The sequence below is a fragment of the Vibrio sp. 14G-20 genome, assembly GCF_026241515.1.
Classification (GTDB): Bacteria; Pseudomonadota; Gammaproteobacteria; order Enterobacterales; family Vibrionaceae; genus Vibrio.
This window is the reverse complement of sequence record NZ_JAPHPW010000002.1, coordinates 266,341-285,193: the sequence shown is the minus strand read 5'-3', so window position 1 is coordinate 285,193 and position 18,853 is coordinate 266,341. Positions and strand designations below refer to the sequence as shown.

Below are 18,853 nucleotides of genomic sequence, written 5' to 3'. Positions count from 1 at the left end.
GGCACCCGAACACAGCGGTGCGGCTTACTTTAGTCCCTAAAGTGTTGAATTAAAAAGGCGCCTTGGCAGAGTGGCTATGCAGCGGATTGCAAATCCGTGGACCTCGGTTCGACTCCGGGAGGCGCCTCCATTATCTCTCTAATTTCTAGAGTTGAATAATGAAATGCGATACTAGCTCAGTTGGTAGAGCGCAACCTTGCCAAGGTTGAGGTCATCGGTTCGAACCCGATGTATCGCTCCAAATTTTGTAATGTTGATTTATTTCGACATGAAGATGGTGTTTTACTTTTCAGTAATCGGCATCGCAATAAAGAATTGCGTGCCCTGGTGGTGGAATTGGTAGACACAAGGGATTTAAAATCCCTCGACGTTCGCGTTGTGCCGGTTCAAGTCCGGCCCGGGGCACCATCTATTTGGTTGTTACTTCTGTAGGTAGCATTCAAAAGAGTTGTTCTCTTAAAACACTATTGAAGGCGCCTTGGCAGAGTGGCTATGCAGCGGATTGCAAATCCGTGGACCTCGGTTCGACTCCGGGAGGCGCCTCCATCATTTAGAAAAAACCAGTCCTCGCGGCTGTTTTTTTCGTTTCTGGCTTTCCCAAAAACCTCTTAAGTGCACATTTCAATGTTTATCAAAGAAATCCTTATTGCGGATATATTTGCTCATCAAGTGATAAGAGAAAGGTCTTATTAACCAACTAAAAATAGAACGTCCAAGGCGAATAAACGTTGGAGTGTTTTCATAGATTCTGCCGTTGTAGAGCCAAAGTACCTTTCCTACATGCCAATACAGTAAAGGTACGGGCGGCATGAAGGTCACGATGTCGATATCACAGCAGATTCGGTAAGTCTTCTTACTTAAGCGATAGTGCTTTCGAAAACTCCAATCACCGATCGCAGGTTGCCCAAAGGTCACGATTCGCTTAATGCAGCCTGGGTATTTCTGGTCAAAGTAGTCGGCAAAAACACAACCAATCGCGCCGCCGGAAGAGTGACCGGTAATCGAGATTCTTTTTCCTTGTTCCAAAAGCGGGATGAGCGTCGCTTCCAACCGTTCAATTACCGTTAAGCCAAGCTTATCTTCATTACGATTTGGTTGGCTTTCCTGAAACATCAGATGATAGAAGCCAGCATGTACTTGGTAATTGAGTCCAATCCTTTTGCAGCTTCTTGTCCATAGGGCGAAGTTAAGTAGCCAGTCTGACACACTGTGTGACCCTTTAATAACCACAACCACTTCGTCTTTGTCGCTGCTCCAAAGCACTCGAATCATGGTTTTACCAAACTGGTTCTTTATGATGCGCTGTCCATTAGGATCGAAACCATAGCGAGTTTGCTTAAAAACTCTAGGGTAGGCGAGGTTACAAAGAACGGCGTAGCGTTCATATTGGTATCGTTTTAGTGGTTTCACATGTTTGCTTCTTAATAAGAGTTACTTAAAACTCTAGTCGTTGAATGTGAAAAGCACATGAAAACACCATTTACTTGATTCGTTAGAGAAAAATCGAAATAGGCTGCTGTCGCCTAAGTTAATCCTAGTTAGTAAATAGCGTTATAAAACTAGAGAACAACGTATAAGAACCGTACAAGCTGCACTAAATTTATTCTTTGGAGAGTGATAATTAATCACTTGAATTAAAAGATAAAATTTATGGTTGACGAATTTTATCCATCCGTTAAAGTACACCTCGTTCTCACGGCTTAGGTCGCTGAGAGATGGTGTTTTACTTTTCAGTAATCAGCATCGCAAGATTGCGTTGCCCTGGTGGTGGAATTGGTAGACACAAGGGATTTAAAATCCCTCGGCGTTCGCGCTGTGCCGGTTCAAGTCCGGCCCGGGGCACCATCTATCTTGCTTCTACTTCTGAGTAGAGTGATGAACAAAGAGTTGTTCTCTTAAATCACTATTAAAGGCGCCTTGGCAGAGTGGCTATGCAGCGGATTGCAAATCCGTGGACCTCGGTTCGACTCCGGGAGGCGCCTCCATTCTCTCTTTCATTTTAGAAAGTTGATGAATGAAATTGCGATACTAGCTCAGTTGGTAGAGCGCAACCTTGCCAAGGTTGAGGTCATCGGTTCGAACCCGATGTATCGCTCCAAATTTTGTAATGTTGATTCATTTCGACATTAAGATGGTGTTTTACTTTTCAGTAATCGGCATCGCAATAAAGAATTGCGTGCCCTGGTGGTGGAATTGGTAGACACAAGGGATTTAAAATCCCTCGACGTTCGCGTTGTGCCGGTTCAAGTCCGGCCCGGGGCACCATCTATTTGATTGTTACCTTGTTTGGTGATGCTCAACAGAGTAGTTCTCTTAAAACACTATTGAAGGCGCCTTGGCAGAGTGGCTATGCAGCGGATTGCAAATCCGTGGACCTCGGTTCGACTCCGGGAGGCGCCTCCACTATTCAACGTGAAAGGCCAGCAGAAATGCTGGCCTTTTTGCTATCTGAAATTCCATTTCTTCGCACTTTCCTAATTTCTAACGCCGTCCATTCATTGAATCGCAATTCTGGCTAGATGACTCAATCTGATTGCTCTGCTTTACGGAGTTCTACGTTATCAAGGCGCTTTATTGCACTGGTTGTATAAGTTAACCCAAACGTATTTCTAAGAAAGTTGTTTGAAGAAAACTGCGAGTAGCTCAGCAAGACAAACCAAGTTAATCGAGTGTGCGATTTATAAATGGAATCGATGGGTAGGGGATCTGAACGACTGTGTTTTTGGTCATCCAGTTCTTCACATTTATACACAGTTGCTCATGAACCTGTAACGCTTTCATGAGTTATTACACTTCTTATGACTGCAAATGAAAATGATTGTCATTTACTTGCGTTGTTGCTAGTCTATTGTGAAATATTACAACAAGCATGCTTGTGTGTGAAATTGCCTATAAAACGCCTCTAAACCTTATCAAACCTATGGTTATTCGTTTGCTATGGCGTAAAATTAGCCACTTCTACCTCTTTTGTTCTACCCCTTTTGGGTAGTTCGATTTCGTAATTGATTTACATCATATTTTCATTTTCTTTCATAATTCATTATTCGCTCAGTTAAGAAATATATAACCTTCAGGAATTCTTATGAGCAAGATGAAGCTAGTCGTAATCGGTAACGGGATGGTCGGTCATCGCTATATCGAAGATTTAGTCGAGAAGACAGATGTTGCTAACATGGACATCACGGTGTTCTGTGAAGAGCCTCGCGTAGCCTATGATCGTGTACACCTTTCTTCTTATTTTTCACACCATACTGCGGACGAACTTTCTTTAGTTAAAGAAGGCTTCTACGAGAAACACGGCATCAACATGCTGATCGGCGAACGTGCTATTAACGTTAACCGTGAAAAGAAAACAGTTTACTCAAGCACTGGTCGTGAAATTCAATACGACAAACTCATCCTTGCTACAGGTTCATTCCCATTCGTTCCGCCAATCAAAGGCAACGAAGGTAAAGACTGTTTTGTTTACCGCACAATTGAAGATCTAAAAGCTATTGAAGCGACGGCTAAGAACTCTAAGTGTGGTGTTGTTGTTGGTGGTGGTCTACTTGGCCTTGAAGCGGCAGGTGCACTTAAAGCGCTTGGCGTAACCACACACGTTGTTGAGTTTGCTCCTAAGCTAATGGCTGAGCAGCTTGACCAAGCGGGTGGTAACCAACTTCGTCAAAAAATCGAACGTATGGGCGTTAACGTACATACAAGCAAGAACACGCTTGAGATTGCTCCTGAAGGCACTGAAGCTCGTAACGTAATGCGCTTTGCAGACGGTACAGAGCTAGAAACTGATTTCATCGTATTCTCTGCTGGTATTCGCCCTCAAGACAAACTTGCTCGTCAAATGGGCTTAGGCATTGCACCTCGTGGCGGTATCGAGATTAACGATCACTGTCAAACGACAGACAAAGATATCTACGCAATCGGTGAGTGTGCGTCTTGGAACCAAACGTTCTACGGGCTAGTGGCTCCTGGTTACAAGATGGCGACAGTTGCCGTTGACCACGTTGTTGGTAACGAAAGCACATTTGAAGGTGCTGACATGTCTGCGAAGCTTAAGCTTCTGGGCGTGAAAGTAGGTTCAATCGGTGATGCAAACGGTCGTACTCCTGGTTGTAAAAGCTACGTTTACCAAAACGAAGAGCAAGAAGTTTACAAACGCTTAATCGTTTCTGAAGACAACAAGAAACTGCTTGGCGCAGTAATGGTTGGCGATACTTCTGATTACGGTGACCTTCTTCAACTTATGTTGAACGAAATTGACCTACCAGAACATCCAGATGCATTGATTCTTCCAGTACACGCTGGTGGTGAAAAACCAACGCTTGGCGCTGATTCATTACCGGAAACTGCCGTTATCTGTTCTTGTTTCGACGTAACCAAAGGCAAGATCGCTCAAGCGGTCGCTGAAGGTCACCATACCATTGGTGATATCAAAGCAGTCACTGGCGCAGGTACAGGTTGTGGTGGTTGTATTCCACTTGTAACTTCTGTGCTAAACGCTGAACTTGCTAAAGCAGGTGTGGAAGTGAAGAACGACGTTTGTGAGCACTTTGCTTACTCTCGCCAAGAGCTTTTCCACCTGATTCGCATCGAAGAAATCAAAACATTCGATGAGCTACTAGAGAAATACGGTAAAGGCTACGGCTGTGAAGTATGTAAGCCTCTAGCGGGTTCTATCCTTGCTTCTTGCTGGGGTGACCATATCCTTAAGCCTGAGCTAGTAAAACTGCACGATACCAACGACAACTTCTTAGGTAACATCCAAAAAGACGGTACTTACTCGGTTATCCCTCGTATGGCGGGTGGCGAAGTAACGCCTCAAGCTCTAAGCGTTCTTGCGGATGTTGCGGCTGAATACAACCTATATACGAAGATCACTGGTGCACAACGTATCGGTCTATTCGGTGCTCAGAAAGATGACTTACCAGCAATCTGGAAGAAGTTAATCGCTGCAGGTTACGAAACGGGTCAAGCTTACGCAAAAGCACTTCGTATGGCTAAGACATGTGTTGGTTCAACTTGGTGTCGTTACGGCGTTCAAGATTCAGTTGGCCTAGGCGTGATGATCGAGAACCGTTACAAAGGCATCCGTACTCCTCATAAGATGAAGTTCGGTGTGTCGGGCTGTACTCGTGAGTGTGCTGAAGCTCAAGGTAAAGATTTAGGTATTATCGCAACGGACGCTGGTTGGAACATGTATGTGTGTGGCAACGGTGGTATGAAGCCTCGTCATGCAGACCTACTGGCAAGCGACCTAGACCAAGAAACGCTGCTGAAATACATCGACCGTTTCATGATGTTTTACATCCGCACGGCTGCGCCACTACAACGTACTTCGGTATGGATGGACAACCTAGAAGGCGGCGTTGACTACCTACGTGAAGTGATTGTTGATAACAAACTTGGCATTAACGACCAGCTTGAAGCTGACGTGGCTGGCCTCGTGGGTAACTTCGCTTGTGAGTGGACTGACACTATCAACGATGAAGCTCAACTTAAGCGCTTTGCTCACTTCATCAATGCTGATGACCGTGATGAAAACGTTGTTTTTGTTGATGATGGCCGTGAACAACACCGTCCTGCGACATTCACTGAGAAACACCCTGAAGCCATTACTTCAAAGCACCAGGGCGACATCATTCACGTAGAAACTGTTTAAGGGGAGACGACATCATGGCATTTACCAAAGTTTGTAAGATCGAAGACATTATCCCAGGTACAGGTGTTTGTGCATTGGTTGGTGGTGAGCAAGTAGCTATCTTCCGCCCAACCAAAGCTGAAGAAGTATTCGCGATTAGTAATACAGACCCTTACTTCCAGTCTAACGTGTTATCACGTGGTCTGATTGTAGAGCACAAAGAAGAGCTTTGGGTGGCAAGCCCGCTTAAGAAGCAACGCTTTAACCTGACAACAGGTGCGTGCATGGAAGACGAGAATTTCAACGTGAAAGCGTACAAAGCTCGTGTTACCAAAGGTGCTGTAGAAATCTCTGCTTAATCTTTGGATGAGTAAGATTTGATAGTTCAAGGGTTCTAGTTCTCGATATTGCCTTAACTCGGCAACTAGAGCCTTTTCCTATCCAATTTTAACTTTTAATTTTACTTTTTAAGGACAACATTATGTCTCCTGATTACAAACCAGCTGAATTCGTTCAAACGATGATTGATGTGGGTGAAGCGAAAACTAAAACAAGCACTCGCGACCTTCTGATTCGAAGCACTATGGCTGGTATCATTCTTTCTCTAGCGGTTGTTGTCGCTATTACAGCAATGGTACAAACAGGCATTGGCCTTGTTGGCGCACTAGTGTTCCCAGTTGGTTTCGTTATTCTAAGTGTTATGGGTTATGACCTAGTCACTGGCGTTTTCGGCCTTGCACCTTTAGCTAAGTTCGACAACCGCCCAGGCATCACTTGGGGCCGTATCCTACGCTGTTGGGGTATTGTTGGTCTTGGCAACCTTATCGGTTCTTTGATTGTTGCTTTCCTAGTGGCTGTTTCATTAACAGGTAACTTCTCTCTAGAGCCAAACGCTGTTGCTCAAAAATTCATTGCTGTTTCTACAGGCCGTAGCTTAGGTTTTGAAAACATGGGTATGGACGGATGGATCACGTGTTTCGTACGCGGTATCTTCTGTAACCTAATGGTATGTCTAGGTGTGATTGGTAACATGACAGCGCGTACTGTGTCTGGCCGTGTAGCAATGATGTGGTTCCCAATCTTCATCTTCTTCGCACTAGTATTTGAGCACACAGTAGTAAACATGTTCCTATTCCCACTGGGTATGATTCTTGGCGCTGACTTCGGTATCGCAACATGGTTGAACTTCAACCTTATCCCAACAATCCTAGGTAACATCGTTGGTGGTCTACTAATGACATGTGTTCCTCTATATCTTACTCACGCTAAAACAGCTCCTTCTCTAGGCGCTAAGTAATTCTGAATACGGTGAAACGTAATTTAGTGTGAGATTGAAAGCCCCAACAAAATGTTTGGGGCTTTTTAGTTCGAAAGCCCTTATATCATTGCGCAAATTACTCGCAATAGACTGTTTTGTTATAATTACTTCTATCTTCGTTAGTATTTAAACTGAATATTTATATCAACACCTGATAGTCTAAGGGTTAAGGATTTGGATAAGTCATCATGAATACAGTGACTTATCACATAGATTGAAGCTTGAGATAAAACAAGCAAACCTTCGGAGCGCAGCATGTCAGAAGTATCGTCATCGAATGTTAAAGAAGTACACAACGGATTTGTTTCATTGGTAGGTGCAGGTCCAGGCGACCCAGACTTACTTACGTTAAAAGCGGCACGCGTGATTCAGCAAGCAGACGTTTTGGTTTATGACCGCTTGGTATCAAAAGATATCTTAGCGATGGCTAACCCAGACGCAGAAATGCTGTATGTGGGCAAAAAGCTTGATCATCACTGTGTACCGCAAGATCAGATCAACCAATTATTGGTCACTAAAGCAAAAGAGAATAAACATGTAGTACGCCTGAAAGGTGGTGACTCGTTTATCTTTGGACGTGGCGGGGAAGAGTGTGAAACTCTGGCTGAGAATGACGTGAGATTTGAAGTCATTCCTGGTATCACTGCAGCTGCTGGTGCTACGGCTTATGCGGGCATCCCGTTGACTCACCGTGACCACGCTCAAAGCGTCCAGTTTATTACCGGCCACTTAAAGAAAGATGGCGAAGATATCGACTGGCAATCTCTTGCTCAACACAATCACACGATCGTGTTCTACATGGGTTTAAAAGAGAGTCCGAATATTCAGAAGAATCTACTCGATAATGGTATGCGAGCTGACATGCCGGTTGCGATAATCGAAAATGGAACACGCCAGGAACAGAAGGTGTATCGAGGTGGGTTGAGTGACTTAGCTAACCTTGCAAGCGTCGCTAAAAGCCCGGCTTTGATCGTTGTTGGCAGCGTGGCTCAGCTTCATGAAAAACTTGATTGGTTTAACAAGTAACCAAGTCACGCTTAATCGATTTGTATAGAGTTAAATACTGCAGCGGCTACTTTGTCGCTGCATTTCTTGTTGACGCATTGGCATTTCGTCGATGATATTGGTGATTTTCTGCCAGTCTGTCTTACCATTCCATCTGTGTTTCTCTTTTCCGTCTTTACCAATCAATACCGCAGTGTGTGACCCTTTAGGGATCTCATAAACGCTGGTTACTGCCTCTAGGTTAAACTCTTCTTCTAACCAAGTGGGTACGGTGTAGCCACTCTCTGCAATCACCATGATAACCACATCACGTTCGTCCAATTGGCAGTTGTTGATCAACACTTCGTTTAGAAATTCTTTGACCACTGAGTCCTCTTTTGGCGCGAAATATATGACGCTTCGGTGTGGGAGTGGACTGGAATGAGAATAAGCTGGGTAGGCAAGCACTGAGTTGATGGTTAAGCTCATGATTAACACCGTACTGATAGTTAGAACCTTTAAAACATTAGACCAAACGTCCGAGCGATTGACTGCTTGCGCCGCTTTGGATGTTTCAATGCTTATGCACGATTTGTGTGTTTGTCGGTGTAGCATAGCCAACCTCCTTTTAATACGCTAAGCCTGAGTACGATTCAGTTGTGACGTCAATGAAGCCCACGAAACACGGCGCCATCTAGCAGCAGAACAAATCGACTGACTTTAAGCATAGTTAGGTTTACGCCAAAGGTACTTAGGTCACCACTAAATATAATCAGATTTACGTTAACGATAGCCAGTAGGTTCATTTTTATTGAGTAAAGCGACTCGCATTTTACAATTGAATAGAATAGGGTATACGGAAAATCTAAAGGTATGAATTTATGGAAAACATAGCAATTTTGGTCGACGTTCAGAACGTTTACTACACGACACGCGATAAATACCGTTCTAACTTCGACTATAACCAGTTTTGGTATGTTGCCACGGAAGGGCGTAACGTTGTTGCGGCTAATGCTTACGCAATCTCAAGCCAAGATCCTAAACAGCGTCAATTTCACCATATCCTTCGTGGTGTAGGCTTTAATGTGAAGTTAAAGCCGTTTATTCAACGTCGAGATGGCAGTGCAAAAGGTGACTGGGATGTGGGTATTGCGTTAGACGCGATAGAGCTTGCTGAGACGGTTGATACGATTGTTTTGGTATCAGGAGATGGTGATTTCGAAATCCTTGTAGAGCGAATCAAAGAGCGCTTTGGCAAACCTGTTGAAGTGTATGGTGTTCCCGGGTTAACTGCTCAAAATCTTATCGATTCTGCCTCAAAATTTGTACCGATTGAAAAAGATTTTCTTCTATAGGGTAAATCTCTCATTTTATAATTGAAATCAATAATAACGATAATTAGAATGCAAACAGTTCTTATTTATCGGTGTGTGCAATGTCACGTGTTTTAGTTGTTGATGATGATATTCAGTTGTGTGAACTACTGGGTGAAGTATTGGAAAATGAGGGGTATCACGTTGATACCGTTCATTGCGGTGAATCCGCTCTAGAGTTTATTCAATCGAATCCTGTTGATTTGGTTTTACTCGATGTGATGCTCCCCAATTTAAGTGGCTTTCAAGTCGCAAGACGTATTTGTCAGCGTTTTGCTACTCCTATCCTTATGCTAACCGCGCTTAACGACGATGTCTCAATGCTCGATGGCTACCAAGCTGGGGCCGACCAGTACATCGCTAAACCTTTCAATGTTCCTGAACTCTTAACCCGTATTAAGGTGATCTTGCGCCGAGTGGGTTTTGAACGCCAAAGACAATCTTTAGCTTCGTCTAATCACGGCTTGTGTGAACAACTCTCTCGTTTGCCATTAACCGGCACTGAAAAAGACCTGCTAGATTATTTGGTTAAAAATGACGGTATTGTTGTGTCCAAATCTGATTTGCAAATCCATGTACTCAAGAAAGAGCTGTGTCCTTTCGATCGTAATTTAGATATGCATATCAGCAATATACGTAGAAAGCTCGTTCAGGCAGGTTTGTCTAAACAACATATTAAAACCGTTCGTGGTAAAGGTTACAGTTACCTCGAGTCGGTCGGAGCATGAGTAAAAAATTGCTGCGTTGCCCTGATTTTATTGCTAAGCGTAAAGACGGACTCACTTTCCAACTGTTCAGTTACCTGACCGTCATTTTGGTGAGTATTTTGATCCTGCAAGTTGTCGCTGAAAGAGCCTTGATGAAAGCGCTACTTAAAGTGCCAGAATCGGTAAAAGCGGAAATGCTAGACCTTGCTTACCAAGCGAATGTGTTGATCGAAGAAGGGGACATGGATGAACTCGCAGACTGGGGTAATGCTCAGCAGTATTATCTGTTCGTCATCGATAAAGACAATCGTCCGATCACACATCGTCACATGCACCCGCATTTTGAATTTAAGCTCAAATACTTAAGAACGTTAGATCACCAACTTAGTGATCGTGTGAGTAAGCCGATCTTCGGCTTACCACTGGATAACGGTAAAACACTGGTTATCCAACTACCGCACCAGTTTCACCCCGCAAAATCTTTTGCGCCATATTCCTATATGCTTAAAGCATTGATTGCATTGGTCGTATTGTCTCTGTTCTCGATTATCATGGCCAAAAGCCTGCAGCAACCGTTGGATAGATTGAGAGAAGCGAGCCGCAGACTTGCGCAAGGTGACTTTACGGTCAGTGTGGTATCGGAGTTAAATTCCACCACGCGAGAATTCAACGAGCTCGCACACGATTTTGATCATATGACCTTTGAGATTCAATCTCTGGCTGAAAAGCAACGTCGTTTGATTCGTGATGTGTCACACGAGTTAAGAACGCCATTAGCAAGGCAAAACCTCGCACTGCACCTGCTGCGCAGCAAGGTTGATGATAAAAGCATTGGTTTGTTAGAACGAATGGAAAATGAAACAGAAGAGATGAACAAGCTGGTGGGTGAGATACTTGAATTTAGCCGGTTAGAAACCTCTCGCTATGACTCCAAGTTGAGCTTGATGCACCTAGAGCACTATTGTTCAATGTTGATCGCCCAGATGCAAAACGATTTAAAGCCAAACCAAACCCTAGTCGGTGATTTATTAACGCCAACATCGATGGTGAATGTTGATGAGAGGCTGCTTCTAAGAGTGATTGGCAATCTGTTCGGTAATGCCATTAAATACGCAGGTGAACATGCTCATGTTGTCGTTACTACGTATGAACAAACGACAGATAAACGTTACAGTGTCATATCTGTAGAAGATGATGGTGATGGCATTCCTGATAACAAGATTGCAGGTATATTCGACCCGTTTACACGCATTGAGTCAGCTCGAGACAAACAGTCTGGTGGGTACGGCCTAGGGCTTGCGATTGTTAAAGAAGCGATGGGTGTGATGAATGGGCACGTTACTGCTGAGAATAGAGAAGGTGGGGGACTGAGGGTCAATCTTATGTTCCCAATCGACGATTAACTTAAGTACTTTTTCTAGAGATAGTTAATACCGAATACGAATTCAAAAAACGATACTCAATAAAAAACGCCACTGCATCTGCAGTGGCGTTTCTGTTTATACGCTTTTTTGAGTTAAGGTGTAGCCATTAATTACACCTTAGCTCGAAGGCAAGAGCGTAGCGAAACTAGATTATGCCTGTTGGCGTGCTAGCTTAACTTCTTCTTCTTTCTCACCTGCTGCTGGGTCGTTGAAGCGAGACTCGTCTAGAGCGCCTTCAGACTTAGCAACGATGATAGATACGGCACTATCACCTGTGATGTTTACAGCGGTACGAATCATATCAAGAAGGCGGTCAACACCCATGATTAGAGCAATACCTTCAAGCGGTAGACCAACTTGGTTCAATACCATCGCTAGCATAACAAGACCAACACCAGGGACACCTGCAGTACCAACAGACGCCAGTGTCGCCGTTAGGATAACCATTAGGTAATCACCCATTGAAAGGTCGATGTTGTACGCTTGCGCGATAAACGCAGTCGCAACACCTTGCATGATTGCAGTGCCGTCCATGTTCACAGTTGCACCTAGTGGTACTGTGAAAGAAGCGACTTTGTTGTCTACGCCCATGCGGTTCTTAGCTGTTTCCATTGTTACTGGAATTGTTGCGTTCGAAGATGCCGTTGAGAATGCAAACATGATTGCATCTTCCATCTTACGTAGGAACGTAATCGGACTAAGACCTGTGAATCCTTTAAGCATTGCGCTGTAAGTCACCAAGCCGTGTAACAGTAGGGTACCTGCAAGTACTAAGAAGTATTCTGCTAGGTTCCAAATTGCACCTAAGCCAAGGCCTGAGAACAGTTTCGCCATCAAGAAGAACACACCGTAAGGAGCAAGGTTCATCAGTAGCGCAACAAGCTTCATGATCACTTCGTTTAGATCAGAGAAAACTGCAGCGATACGTTCGCCGGGTTTGCCCGCTGCACTGATTGCGATACCAAACAACACAGCAAACACGATAACTTGCAGTGTCTTACCTTCAGCCATAGCCTGAATAGGGTTGGTAGGGAACATGTCGATGATAACTTGGCCCAAAGAAGGGGCATCCGCTGATTTGAAAGAGCTCGCAGCAGTAAGATCCGCACCAGCTCCAGGTTGGAACAGGTTACCGATAGTTAATGCTAGAGTGATGGCAACGGCAGTAGTACCGATATAAAGTGCAAGCGTTTTGCCACCCATACGGCCAAGAGTTGATAAGTCTTTAAGAGAACTTGTACCGCACACTAGTGAAACGAAGACTAGAGGCACAACAAGCATTTTTAAACTGGCGACAAAGATTTGTCCGCCTACTTCAAAGAGTCCGTTAACGATGTAGTTGTTAACAAATCCGCTGTCTGCAAAAAGGGATTGAATGGCAAATCCCGTTAATATACCTACGACCATACCGAGGATTACTCGACCAGTCAGAGACATAGGTTTCTTGGTATTCATTTAGAACACTCCTTATTATTTGTAACTTTGATACCTTTTCAAAGTGAGCAGGAGATTAGCAGTCGGTTGTTCAAATCGAAAAACAAAAAATGAGTTTGGAATTATAGATGTGATCAAAATCACTGATAATTCCGTCAATTAAACAAAATCAAACAAAATAATTCACCATAAATTTACATTTATCGAGAGTTTTATACATAAAGCTGTCGTTTCAAAGGTAGTAAATAAGAAGAGATAATTTTCTTATCAATCTTGCCATCTTAAATAGGTGGAGCTAATAACGCTGTTTCAAAAGATTTGACGTCGATAACCACTTTTTAGCGTAAATGCTCTCTAACCATCTGTATTGAATTGGTTTTGTTTAACTTTATAAAAACGACTCCCCGACACGCCTTTACAAAACTTTACGAATGCAAAGAATGTAAATTTAATGCAAATGGTAATAGTTATCACTTATATTCTCTCTCGGAATAATTCAGTGGTACCGGAAACGGTTCAGCGAGCACATCGAATAAATAACAAAGTGCTCGTCTAAAAGAATAAAAACGGAGTAAAGGACATGTTTTCAAAGAGCCCATTGGCTTTAGTGATCGGCGCGGTATTAGCTTCACCAGCAGTATTGGCAGAAACAGTAAAAACAGACGAGCATATGGTTGTTGAAGGTCGTGACTACGGTTACAAAGCCGACACGAACACAACAGCAATGCGCATGGAGGCGACTCAATTAGAGACTCCGGGACAAGTTTCAGTAATCGATGAGCAAATCATCGATGAACAGCGTGCAACAACGCTTGGTGACGTGCTTAAAAATGACGCGAGTGTAAGTGCTGGCGGTACAAGCCGTAACCGTGAACGTTTCTCTCTACGTGGTTTTTCGGTAGAAAGCTCTTCGGGCTTCCTTAAAAATGGCCAGCAACATTGGTCTCACTACCGTCAACCAATTGAACTGCTAGAGCGTGTTGAAGTACTAAAAGGACCTTCTGGTCTTCTTTACGGTATTTCTGCACCAGGTGGTTTGATCAATATGGTAAGCAAGAAGCCAACTTACGATACACAAGTAAGTGTTAGCCAAGATATTGGTTCTAATGACCATTCTCGTACGACGGTAGACGTAAGTGGCGCTTTGAACGATGCTGAAACTCTACGTGGTCGCGCGATTCTATCTAAAGAAAGCTACGGCTCTTGGAGAACTTACGGTGACGGAACTGAACCACAAACAGAACGTTTTGTTGGTGGTGTATTCGTTGATTACGATGTTACTGAAGACGTTACGGTTTCTGTTCATTACGACAAAACTAACGACGAAGGTAGCGTAGATTCTGGCGCTCTATACACACTAGACGGCAACCGAGTGGGTAGCGACAAGCACATCTGGGATGCACAATGGTCACAGATCGAGAATGATGTTGAGAACGTTGGTTTTGATATTGCTGCTAACCTGACTGATACATGGTCAGTAAAAACAGGTTTCAATTACCAAGATTTCGAACGTATTGATATGGAAAGCTACCCAAGCTTTTCAAATATGAATCCTGATGGTACGGGCACCGTGACTCAAGGCGGTAACTACCGTCATGATAAATGGCGTTTCAGAACGGCTTACGTTGATCTAACAACAACCGCTGATCTTGCGGGCACAGAGCACCAACTATTATTCGGTGCTAACTGGTTAGGTTACAGCTACTACCGTGGTATGGATCGCTTCAGCAGCGCTGAATACGCACCAGATGCAACAGTACCAGCGCCGTCAGTGGGTCCAACATCGTTAGGTAAGATGAGTACTTACGATACTTGGGGCTTCTACATCCAAGATTTGATTACTATCAATGATGAATGGCAAGTTCTTGCGGGTGCTCGTTTCGACCGTAAAGTAAGTGATGGCGTAGCAGAAGAAAACGTGGCGCCTAAGCTTGGCGTGATTTACCACCCAGCATCAAACGGTAGTATCTACGCTTCTTACTCTGAAAGTTTCGAACCACAAGGTGTTGTTTCTAGCGGAAGCCGCAACTACACCAACGATGGTGAACTTCTTGACGCAGCAACGGGTGTTTCTTACGAAGTCGGTACTAAGTGGGAGCTGATGGACGAGCGTCTGTTTGTTTCTGGTGCGGTATTTGATATCACTCAAGAAAACATCTCAATGGATGTAGAAGACACTGCATCAGGTGATTGGACGAAGACACAAGGTGGCGAACAAGTTCACCGTGGTGCTGAGCTAGCCGCACAAGGCTTTATTTCAGAGCGCTTCTCAATGTCTGGTTCTGCAATGTACTTAGATGCTGAAATCACTAACCATGAAACATATGAAGGTAACCGTCCAGTAGACGTACCTGAGTTTGCAGCAAGCGTTTGGTCTACTTATGCAGCAACAAACGAAGTTGATGTAAACCTAGGTCTTATCTACGAAGGTTCTCGTTACGGTGATAGCGCGAACACATTCAAGAAAGACGGCTACGCTCGTGTAGATATGGGTGCTGCATACACGCTTAAGTACGACGATTCTCTTGACTTCGTAGCGCGTCTAACAGTAGAGAACGTATTTGATAAAGAATACCTAGCGGGTGGCGGTTCAACATCTTCAAACCACCAATTTGCTGAAGACGTAGTAATCGGCGAAGGCCGCAACTACATGGCGACTTTACAGGTAAAATACTAATTTGTTAGTAGGGTACTATTGTTAGCCTAAATACTAAGGGGAAAGTTTCGGCTTTCCCTTTTCGTGATTCTGTTATTCAGTAAAAATATCCCTAGTAATGAGAGTGACTTTTAATGATAATGAGAGTGCTTATCAATAAAATTCATTTGACCTTCTTCTATAGTAAATGACTACAATTATGAATCTTTTAAAAACTAGCCTAGCGCTTGCCATCAGTTTGGTTGCAACGTCTTCTATGGCAAACAGCTTGGATCAAGCTCAATCAATTCAAAACAAGACCAATAACGCGTCGGCTTCGAGCCAAAAGGTTATTGATAAAAGCTCACAAGCGACTTTAATGCTGCAAGCTGAGATTGAGCGTCTGCAAGAAGAAGTGAAAAATCTAGAAATCTATCACGATCACCTTGCTGCATTGGTTGAGAGCCAGAAACAAGAAGCTCAGAGCATTGAAGGGCAGATCGACGAAATCAAATACACACGTCAAGGTGTTGTGCCTCTGATGTATCAGATGATTGATGGCCTTCAACAGTTAGTTGAGCAAGATGTGCCAATCAAGAAAGAACAGCGTCTGGAAAGAGTTGAAAAGCTACAAGCAATGATGATTCGTGCTGATGTGAGTGATGCTGAGAAGTATCGTCGTATCCTAGAAGCTTACCAAATCGAGATGGACTACGGCATCAAGCTCGGTGCTTACCAAGGTCGTATTGCATTGAGCAACGATAGAACGATTGAAGCTGACGTGTTGCATCTAGGTCGTATCTCTTTGGTGGCTCGTAACCTAAATGGCAGCCAATACTGGTCTTGGAATCAAACACAAAATCAGTGGCAAGAGCTAGATTCTTCAATGAAATCTGAGCTAGATAAAGCTTACGACATTGCAAGCCAACAAGCGGCGCCAAGCCTAATTACTTTACCTGTTTCTTTAACTGTTGCGGAGGTTAAGTAATGAACTTAAAACCATTAGCAGCATTGCTTTGCATTACGTCTATTTCATTTTCTGCTTTCTCTGCATCAGACACGACGGCTCAGCTAGTTAATAAAGCAAAATCAGAGAGTCGAACTCAAGCTTCTCACAACGTAGTGCGTGAAGCTGATTTCAAAAAGACAGAACAAGAACTGAAAGCGATCAAAGCTCAGCTTGAAGCGAAACGTACCTCTATCCAAGGTGCGACAGATGTTCTGACTCAAACCTTCAGTGATAACGAAAACAAGCTTGCTCGCTTAGAAGAGAAGCTGCGTTTAGAAACCGGTAGCTTAGGCGAGCTGTTCGGTGTCGTTCGTCAAAATGCTAAAGAACTAGGCGCAGAGCTTAGCTCAACAGTAAACAGTGTTGATCGTGCGGAGCACACAGCGACTGTTGATCAGATTATCGATGCGAAATCACTACCATCAATGCCACAGCTTTCTGGCTTGTGGATGAGTATGGTAGAGCAGATTCAAGCGAGCTCTGAGCTTAGCAAATCTCAAATTGCTTTCATCAATGGTGAAGGCAACACACAAACTGTCGACGCTTATCGCTTAGGTTCAATCGGCCTGGTAACAGACCAAGGCTATGTTAGCTGGAACACTCAGCGTGGAGATGCGATTGCGTATCTGAAACAGCCATCGAATGGTCCAACTTTAGCATCGCTATCTACATTAGCTAATGGCGATGTGTCTAACGTGGTTGTCGATCCTTCTCGTGGGTTCATGCTAGAGCAACTAGCGCTAACACCAAGCCTCATAGATCGCCTTCAAGCCGGTGGTGTTGTTGGTAAAGTGATTCTTGGCTTGCTGGCAATTGGCTTAATCATCGCATTAGTTCGTGGTATTTCTTTGGCTATCGCTCGCCAGAAAATTCGCGCTCAACTTAAGAATCCAGAGCAAGCGGGTGATAACCCACTAGGTCGTGTTCTTGCGGTTTACAACAAAGAGCAAAACCAAACCGTTGAAGCACTAGAGCTACGACTTTTAGAAGCGGTAGTGGATGAACAGACTCACCTAGAGAAAGGCTTATCGATGCTTAAGCTATTGGCAGCGCTTGCTCCAATGTTAGGTCTTCTAGGTACTGTAACCGGCATGATCGAAACATTTCAAGTGATCACACAGTTTGGTAATGGCGACCCTAAAGTGATGGCGGGTGGTATTTCGATGGCGCTGGTAACAACCGTACTTGGTCTTGTTGCAGCAATGCCTATTCTATTAGCACACAACATTCTTAGCACTCAGGCTGAAAATATTCGCAATATTCTTGAGAAACAAGGTATTGGTCTTGTTGCTGAGCAGGCAGAAAAAACGGTTGAATCAAAAGCTGTCGTATCACCAGTTGGGACTGCTGCGTAATGGATATTTTTTCGGGTTCTCTATTACCAGCGCGTTGGTTAACGAGTGACTGGCTGCTGTCTTTATCAAGCTTTATGGAGCAGGGCGGTTTCGTTCTGTGGTGGCTAGCGGCTGTCGTCCTGGTTTATTGGGTGCTTGTAGTCGAACGTGTACTTTATCTTGCGTTCTACTTTCCAAAGCAGCGCCAAGCTTGGATTACTAAGTGGCATGAAAGAGAAGATCACTCTTCTTGGCACGCCAAAGCCATTCGTGAAGGTTGGTTAGGGCAAGCGAGTATCTTACTTAACCAGAACTTGAACTTTATTAAGCTGTTAGTCTCTATTTGTCCGATGTTGGGTTTGCTGGGTACCGTTACCGGTATGATCTCTGTTTTCGATGTCATGGCGACTCAAGGAAGCAGTGACCCTAAATTGATGGCTTCAGGTATCTCGTTGGCAACACTGCCAACCATGGCGGGTATGGTTGCTGCATTAGCGGGCATGTTTGTTCACGCTCGTTTAGCGAAAGTGTGTAACCGCTTAGAATTGAAATTAGAAAAATCTTTAAGGAGTCAACGATGAGACTCGGTCGACGTCATTCAAAAAACGAAGAGGCTCAAATAGACCTTACTTCGATGCTTGATATTGTATTTATCATGCTTATTTTCTTTATTGTGACCAGTTCATTTGTTCGTGAATCAGGGGTTGAAGTCAATCGCCCACAAGCATCTAACGTAGTAAGCCAAAAGGATGCGGGCATCTTTGTTGCGATTACTTCTGCGAATGACATCTTCATCGATAAACGTGTTGTTGATGTTGAGCGTGTCCAAGCGACGTTAGAACACTTGTTGCTAGAACAACCTGATGCTTCTTTGGTTATTCAAGCGGATGAACACGCTTACAACGGTACGGTTGTTAAAGTGATGGACGCCGCTAAAGGTGCGGGTGTTAAAAACATCGCGCTTGCTGCTGAAAAGCGATGATCTTGGAGGATCTTCATA

At 43.9% G+C, this 18,853-nt stretch carries 15 protein-coding genes and 9 tRNA genes; 21 read left to right on the top strand and 3 right to left on the bottom strand.

From position 1 onward, the window contains the following. The first annotated feature begins 56 nt into the window (after nt 1-56). The 4 genes from OQJ75_RS02900 (at nt 57) to OQJ75_RS02885 (ending at nt 546) form a co-directional block, all read left to right on the top strand. Nucleotides 57-130: transfer RNA gene (locus OQJ75_RS02900), tRNA-Cys, on the top strand. A gap of 35 nt (nt 131-165) precedes the next feature. After that, nucleotides 166-241 (top strand) — tRNA-Gly (locus OQJ75_RS02895). An 80-nt stretch (nt 242-321) separates the two neighbouring features. Further along, nucleotides 322-408 (top strand) — tRNA-Leu (locus OQJ75_RS02890). 64 nt (nt 409-472) lie between these two features. Further along, nucleotides 473-546 (top strand) — tRNA-Cys (locus OQJ75_RS02885). Nucleotides 547-621: 75 nt separating this feature from the next. Here the strand turns inward: OQJ75_RS02885 and OQJ75_RS02880 are convergent. Continuing rightward, nucleotides 622-1,410: a lipase family protein gene (locus OQJ75_RS02880; RefSeq protein ID WP_265970655.1), complete on the bottom strand. Its 789-nt coding sequence runs from the start codon at nt 1,408-1,410 to the stop codon at nt 622-624. 348 nt (nt 1,411-1,758) lie between these two features. On the opposite strand from OQJ75_RS02880, the gene OQJ75_RS02875 reads away from it, so the two are divergent. From OQJ75_RS02875 to cobA, 9 genes are all read left to right on the top strand, one after another. Then, nucleotides 1,759-1,845, top strand: a tRNA-Leu gene (locus OQJ75_RS02875). 66 nt (nt 1,846-1,911) lie between these two features. Beyond that, nucleotides 1,912-1,985: transfer RNA gene (locus tag OQJ75_RS02870), tRNA-Cys, on the top strand. Between the two features lie 37 nt (nt 1,986-2,022). Beyond that, nucleotides 2,023-2,098: transfer RNA gene (locus OQJ75_RS02865), tRNA-Gly, on the top strand. An 80-nt stretch (nt 2,099-2,178) separates the two neighbouring features. After that, nucleotides 2,179-2,265, top strand: a tRNA-Leu gene (locus OQJ75_RS02860). Nucleotides 2,266-2,329: 64 nt separating this feature from the next. Beyond that, nucleotides 2,330-2,403, top strand: a tRNA-Cys gene (locus OQJ75_RS02855). A 679-nt stretch (nt 2,404-3,082) separates the two neighbouring features. Then, nucleotides 3,083-5,656, top strand: a complete 2,574-nt coding sequence (gene nirB, locus OQJ75_RS02850; RefSeq protein WP_265970656.1) for a nitrite reductase large subunit NirB — start codon at nt 3,083-3,085, stop codon at nt 5,654-5,656. A gap of 14 nt (nt 5,657-5,670) precedes the next feature. Then, nucleotides 5,671-5,994 (top strand): nitrite reductase small subunit NirD, encoded by a 324-nt coding sequence (nirD, locus tag OQJ75_RS02845; protein ID WP_239846466.1) that lies wholly within the window; start codon nt 5,671-5,673, stop codon nt 5,992-5,994. Nucleotides 5,995-6,116: 122 nt separating this feature from the next. Beyond that, nucleotides 6,117-6,932: a formate/nitrite transporter family protein gene (locus tag OQJ75_RS02840; RefSeq protein WP_017062558.1), complete on the top strand. Its 816-nt coding sequence runs from the start codon at nt 6,117-6,119 to the stop codon at nt 6,930-6,932. 276 nt (nt 6,933-7,208) lie between these two features. Continuing rightward, nucleotides 7,209-7,979: a uroporphyrinogen-III C-methyltransferase gene (gene cobA, locus OQJ75_RS02835; RefSeq protein ID WP_265970658.1), complete on the top strand. Its 771-nt coding sequence runs from the start codon at nt 7,209-7,211 to the stop codon at nt 7,977-7,979. Between the two features lie 30 nt (nt 7,980-8,009). Here cobA and OQJ75_RS02830 read toward each other — a convergent pair whose 3' ends face one another. Further along, complete coding sequence (locus tag OQJ75_RS02830) at nt 8,010-8,552, bottom strand: DUF4174 domain-containing protein (RefSeq protein WP_265970659.1); 543 nt, start codon at nt 8,550-8,552, stop codon at nt 8,010-8,012. 266 nt (nt 8,553-8,818) lie between these two features. Here OQJ75_RS02830 and OQJ75_RS02825 point away from each other — a divergent pair, with 266 nt between their 5' ends. From OQJ75_RS02825 to OQJ75_RS02815, 3 genes are all read left to right on the top strand, one after another. Continuing rightward, nucleotides 8,819-9,292 carry an NYN domain-containing protein gene (locus OQJ75_RS02825; RefSeq protein ID WP_004731130.1) on the top strand — a complete coding sequence of 158 codons (474 nt, stop codon included), beginning with the start codon at nt 8,819-8,821 and terminating at the stop codon, nt 9,290-9,292. An 80-nt stretch (nt 9,293-9,372) separates the two neighbouring features. Beyond that, nucleotides 9,373-10,038: a response regulator transcription factor gene (locus tag OQJ75_RS02820; RefSeq protein ID WP_265970660.1), complete on the top strand. Its 666-nt coding sequence runs from the start codon at nt 9,373-9,375 to the stop codon at nt 10,036-10,038. Continuing rightward, on the top strand, nt 10,035-11,420 hold the full coding sequence (locus tag OQJ75_RS02815; protein ID WP_265970661.1) for a sensor histidine kinase: 1,386 nt from the start codon (nt 10,035-10,037) through the stop codon (nt 11,418-11,420). Before OQJ75_RS02820 ends, OQJ75_RS02815 begins: the two co-directional genes overlap by 4 nt. 171 nt (nt 11,421-11,591) lie before the next feature. Here the strand turns inward: OQJ75_RS02815 and OQJ75_RS02810 are convergent, their stop codons facing one another. Beyond that, entirely contained in the window at nt 11,592-12,896 is a 1,305-nt protein-coding gene (locus tag OQJ75_RS02810; protein WP_048660112.1) for a dicarboxylate/amino acid:cation symporter, read from the bottom strand. A 559-nt stretch (nt 12,897-13,455) separates the two neighbouring features. Between OQJ75_RS02810 and OQJ75_RS02805 the strand changes: the two genes are divergently transcribed. From OQJ75_RS02805 to OQJ75_RS02785, 5 genes are all read left to right on the top strand, one after another. Beyond that, nucleotides 13,456-15,552, top strand: coding sequence for a TonB-dependent siderophore receptor (locus OQJ75_RS02805; protein ID WP_265970662.1), 2,097 nt, complete (start codon nt 13,456-13,458; stop codon nt 15,550-15,552). A gap of 178 nt (nt 15,553-15,730) precedes the next feature. Next, a complete protein-coding gene (locus OQJ75_RS02800) occupies nt 15,731-16,498 on the top strand; it encodes a DUF3450 domain-containing protein (protein WP_265970663.1) in 768 nt (255 codons plus the stop codon). Then, nucleotides 16,498-17,874: a MotA/TolQ/ExbB proton channel family protein gene (locus OQJ75_RS02795; protein ID WP_265970664.1), complete on the top strand. Its 1,377-nt coding sequence runs from the start codon at nt 16,498-16,500 to the stop codon at nt 17,872-17,874. The genes OQJ75_RS02800 and OQJ75_RS02795 overlap by 1 nt, the downstream gene beginning before the upstream one ends. Continuing rightward, nucleotides 17,874-18,434, top strand: coding sequence for a MotA/TolQ/ExbB proton channel family protein (locus tag OQJ75_RS02790; RefSeq protein ID WP_265970665.1), 561 nt, complete (start codon nt 17,874-17,876; stop codon nt 18,432-18,434). The genes OQJ75_RS02795 and OQJ75_RS02790 overlap by 1 nt, the downstream gene beginning before the upstream one ends. Next, nucleotides 18,431-18,835 (top strand): ExbD/TolR family protein, encoded by a 405-nt coding sequence (locus tag OQJ75_RS02785; RefSeq protein WP_004731145.1) that lies wholly within the window; start codon nt 18,431-18,433, stop codon nt 18,833-18,835. The genes OQJ75_RS02790 and OQJ75_RS02785 overlap by 4 nt, the downstream gene beginning before the upstream one ends. The last annotated feature ends 18 nt before the right edge of the window (nt 18,836-18,853 follow it).